Genomic DNA, 3,958 nt, shown 5'->3' with positions numbered 1-3,958 from the left:
TTTAACATATCCTTGACAGAAAAGTGGTTTGCCCATTTTCGACTGTCGAAGGCAAGCGTGTGGCTTGCCTCCGTCACGCCTTAGCGTGACGGAAGACCGAACAACGACTCGCTTCACAGACCCATTCATGGGTCTTTAAGCAGCGTTGTTCGGTCACTCGACAGTCGGATGCAATGACCGGCAAAGACGAAAAATGTTAAAGCTTTAAATTGCATCTATACAGTTGCTGCGGGGCCATCACGCGCTTGGACTCGCCGGCGTTCACGACAAGCAGCCGAATAGATAGGCATTTCATCCCCTTTCACTGAAAAACCCGAGGGAACACCCCCTCGGGTTTTCGCCGCTCTGCCGTTTTCAATAGACATCTCGTCGCATAAAGACAAAAAAAGCGACAAGAAGCCCTGCAAGCCCCCAGACAGCCAGCACGGCCATCGAAAAGCCAAGCGTCATCCCCTCAATCGGCGGAGCCGCTCCTTTTATGTAATCCGTCAGCCGCAAATTGACCATAAACAAATATTTTGCCGAATGCCACGACGACACCATGTTCGACAAAATCGCGCCAGAAATCAATGCTGCCAGCATGATGCCCATCACCGCCGCCGTGCTCCTAAGCAGCACGGAAAACATAAACGTCAGTGTGCCGACGACAACGCTCACAAACGCTGCCAGCCCGAGCTCGATCAAAATGTATTTCCATTGCGGAATCATATGGACATTCGCTGTATTGAGATCCTCTCCTTGCTGGACAAATCCGGTCAATAGCGGCAGACGGAAGCCGCCATATCCAAACACGAGTCCGGAGATGGCATACGACAGCACCGCCGCCATCAGCATAATGAGCGACACCGACAGGAGCAACGCGATATATTTGCTCAACAAAATTTTCCACCGCTTCACCGGCCGAACGAGAAGCAGCTTGATCGTTCCAGCGCTTGCCTCGGACGACACTAAATCAGCCGCAACCACCATCACTAAAAGCGGCAAAAACAAGTCGATGGCGTTTTCGATAAACGTGCGCATAAACGTCGGCGCTCCAGGGGCGGACGGATTAATGTTGTGCTCTAAGTAGTACTGCTGCTGCTTGAGGCGGATTTGCAAGTATTTCTGCCATTCCTCAGACATGCTCGGCGACTGCAAGCGGTTTTGCAAATCGACGATTTGCTGCTGCAGCTGCGTCCGCCAGTCGGTCGTGCCAAGCCGTTTTCTCAACTCTTCCGTCTCGCGGTATTGGGCGTATGTAAACAAGGCGACGAGCACCGCAATGATGGCGGCGATCACCCATAGCCGCTTTTTGCGGACGATTTTCAACATTTCATTATACACGAGCTTACTCAATCGTTTCGCCCCCTGTCAGCTCGATAAACAAGTCCTCGAGCGTCGGCAGCCGCGGTTCAATTTCCGAAACCGAGACGCCGGCTTGGACAAGCTTGGCGTTCCAAGCGGCTAGTCTCGACGGCTCATATGGCGTGACGATCGTCTCTTCATCGGCGCGCAACACCTCGGTTTCCGCCGCTAACAGCGCCCGCGCCCGATCCGTTGGAGCGGCTTTCCAGACGACGCGCGCCTGTTGGTTTAACAGCCGCTCAACCGTGTCCACGGCCAAGAGCCGTCCTTTCGCCATAATGGCGACGCGGTCGCACATTAATTGAATTTCACTTAACAAATGCGATGAAACGAGGACGCTCAACCCTTCCGTTTCCGCCAAAAAGCGGATGAAGGCGCGCATTTCGCGAATGCCGGCCGGGTCAAGGCCGTTGGTCGGCTCGTCCAAAATGAGCACCTTCGGCTTTCCAAGCAGCGCCTGAGCGATGCCGAGCCGCTGCCGCATGCCGAGCGAATACGTGCCCACTCGGTCATGGATGCGCTGTTCAAGGCCGACGAGCTTCGCCACTTCCATGATCCGATCTGCACCAATTCCCGGTATCATGCGGGCGAAATGTTCAAGGTTTTCCCATCCTGTTAAATACGGATACATTTCTGGGTTTTCGACGATGCAGCCGATCTGGCGGATCGCGTCGGTAAACTGGCGGTGAAGATCATACCCGCAAATCGCCACCGTCCCCGACGTCGGCCGAATGAGCCCGACGAGCATGCGGATCGTCGTCGTTTTCCCCGCGCCGTTCGGCCCTAAAAAACCGAATACTTCTCCCTCATGCAACTCAAACGAAATGCCTTTAATAATTTCCTTGCCGCGAATCGTTTTCCGCAGCTCTTTGACCGCTAACGTCACCTGTTTGGTCATTGCTCACCCTCCTCCGTCAACGTGATGAGCGAGGCGACGCGCTCTCCAATCCGCTTGTAGCCTGCCGCGTTTGGATGAAAATGGTCGCTGTACAAATAGTCGTTGACATGGAGGGCAAACAAATCAAACGTCGGCACCGCGACGATGTTCGGATAGCGGGCCGCCACTTCCGCTGATGCAAAATTCCAATCGCGCACAACCGCCGACGTCCGTTTGGCATCGTCTAAATCGCCAAACGGGTTGTACAAACCGATCGCAAAAATGACCGCTTCGCTGTTGAAGCGGCGCAGCGCGGCGAAAATGCGGTCTAGGTTGGCTACATATCGCCGTTTCGCCTCATTCAGCTGCTTTCGATCCAGTTTCAACGCTTCCCCGCCTTGAAACAAGTCGTTGCCGCCGATGGTCATCACAATAAGATCCGCCATGGCGACTTGCCGCTGAATCTCAGGCTGGCCAAGCTGGCGAAGCAGTCCGTCAGAGCGAAGGCCGCGGATGGCCAAGTTCGTCACACGGATCGGTTTGTCCGTTTGCCGACGAAGCTCATCGACCATATAGCCGACATACCCTTTTCCGCTTTCATCGCCCGTTCCTCTCGTCAACGAATCGCCAAGAGCAACAATATCCATTTTCTCGTCATGTTGCCTTGTTTCAGCCGTCGGCGGCCGTTGTTCTTTCGTCGGCGGCTTGGCGGCCGAAAAAAACTGGTCTTGCACCGCCAATGCCAGGCCGCCAAGCCAAAGCACTCCGGACAGGGCGGCAACGGCTATGAGAAGCGCAACTGTGCTCCGTCGCATGCAACCACCTCATTTCTTCATCGTTGTCATCTCTCGCGATCCGTCTTGGCGTTGTTCGCCATCATTGGTTTGATCCGACAACCGCCGTTTTATTCGCCAATGTTTCGGATCCCAATACTTCTTCAGCTTCGACGCCGCTTCCTTTCCAACCAACAGCGCCCCGATCCAAAACATGATTTCCGCCGCCACAATGGCAACCGCAACGATCGACGCTTTGGCCGCAGTCGAAAACGGTAAAAATGGCGCGATGGGCGGAATGACCCCAACGACGAACGATGCGATGATGAGCCCGACGCCAATGTGATGCATGACGGACCGCCTCTGTTTCACTCTTCCGGTCCCCCTTGCTCATGGACGCTCTTTCCAACAGGAATCAGGATCGCTTATTTCCACTCTAACATATACACCGCGATTTCACGAAATGATCCGCCTAAAAACCGAACACACAAAAACAGTTTTTCCTGTTTTTCCAATTTTCGCTTTCCCGTCAAAAAAGAAACCCAGCCGAATCGGCCAGGCCAATCGAATGATCACCGTTGGGTGACGATGATATAGCGAATATCAGACGGATCAATATAAAACGCTTTCAACCCAGCAAGCAATACGGCACCGACGGGCTTGGCCCTGTTTCCACGATCGCCAAGTTCTCTTCGTGAAGCACGTATGTACCGGTGCGCCGCGGCATGCGCAAATCATACAAATCGATGAGTGAAATGCGGCGGCCGAGATCACGCGGCTGTGCCTTGTTCCCTCTCCCCCTTTGGTTGATGATGCCGAATATTTTAACTTCCCTCCGAAAGAAGTCTCCTACTTCTAAACGTGAAGGTGCGCCAGCACCAGTGAAAGTGGGAGATGAATTTCGGTTGGCGTTAGCCAACGAATATGATAGAATATGGCTAGAACGGACACCTTCGGAACGAAG

Annotated in this window: 4 protein-coding genes and 1 pseudogene; all 5 read right to left on the bottom strand. The window is 53.8% G+C overall.

The window, feature by feature from the left end; translation table 11 throughout:
* Window positions 1–354: 354 nt before the first annotated feature.
* Entirely contained in the window at window positions 355–1,335 is a 981-nt protein-coding gene (locus IKE44_RS09010; protein WP_095859348.1) for an ABC transporter permease, read from the bottom strand.
* Window positions 1,328–2,242 (bottom strand): ABC transporter ATP-binding protein, encoded by a 915-nt coding sequence (locus IKE44_RS09005; protein ID WP_053532806.1) that lies wholly within the window; start codon window positions 2,240–2,242, stop codon window positions 1,328–1,330. Before IKE44_RS09005 ends, IKE44_RS09010 begins: the two co-directional genes overlap by 8 nt.
* On the bottom strand, window positions 2,239–3,036 hold the full coding sequence (locus IKE44_RS09000; RefSeq protein WP_013145381.1) for an SGNH/GDSL hydrolase family protein: 798 nt from the start codon (window positions 3,034–3,036) through the stop codon (window positions 2,239–2,241). Before IKE44_RS09000 ends, IKE44_RS09005 begins: the two co-directional genes overlap by 4 nt.
* Before the next feature lie 9 nt (window positions 3,037–3,045).
* Entirely contained in the window at window positions 3,046–3,345 is a 300-nt protein-coding gene (locus IKE44_RS08995) for a transporter suffix domain-containing protein (protein WP_061567432.1), read from the bottom strand.
* Between the two features lie 230 nt (window positions 3,346–3,575).
* Window positions 3,576–3,721, bottom strand: a pseudogene (locus IKE44_RS08990) (MBL fold metallo-hydrolase); the annotation flags it as partial.
* Between the last annotated feature and the right edge of the window lie 237 nt (window positions 3,722–3,958).

The organism is Geobacillus sp., from assembly GCF_017515625.1.
GTDB classification, from domain to species: domain Bacteria; phylum Bacillota; class Bacilli; order Bacillales; family Anoxybacillaceae; genus Geobacillus; species Geobacillus stearothermophilus.
Note: the sequence above shows the minus strand (reverse complement) of the source record. Positions and strands in the feature narration are given on the sequence as shown.

Bases quoted from the DNA above. Each gene is read 5' to 3' on its own strand.
- IKE44_RS09005 (WP_053532806.1), bottom strand. From the start codon at position 2,242: ATGACCAAACAGGTGACGTTAGCGGTCAAAGAGCTGCGGAAAACGATT.
- IKE44_RS08995 (WP_061567432.1), bottom strand. From the start codon at position 3,345: ATGCATCACATTGGCGTCGGGCTCATCATCGCATCGTTCGTCGTTGGG.
- IKE44_RS09000 (WP_013145381.1), bottom strand. From the start codon at position 3,036: ATGCGACGGAGCACAGTTGCGCTTCTCATAGCCGTTGCCGCCCTGTCC.